At 65.8% G+C, this 237-nt stretch carries 1 pseudogene; it reads right to left on the minus strand.

What is annotated here, in order from left to right:
- Positions 1 to 237, minus strand: a pseudogene (locus tag ACGWYJ_RS39150) (glycogen debranching enzyme); the annotation flags it as partial.

Raw genomic sequence — 237 nt, forward strand, 5'->3', positions numbered from 1 at the left:
CGCGTGCAACTGCCGCGCCAGCGTGGCGGCGAGGTCGAAGCGGAACCCGTCCACATGCATCTCGTTCACCCAGTACCGCAGCGAGTCCATGATCAGTTGCAGGACGTGCGGGCTGCGCATCAGCAGGCTGTTGCCCGTGCCCGTGGTGTCCATGTAGTAGCGCGGATCGTCCTCGACCAGGCGGTAGTACGAGGCGTTGTCCAGGCCCCGGAACGACAGCGTCGGCCCCAGATGGTT

Source organism: Actinomadura sp. SCN-SB (assembly GCF_043906805.1).
Lineage (GTDB): Bacteria > Actinomycetota > Actinomycetes > Streptosporangiales > Streptosporangiaceae > Spirillospora.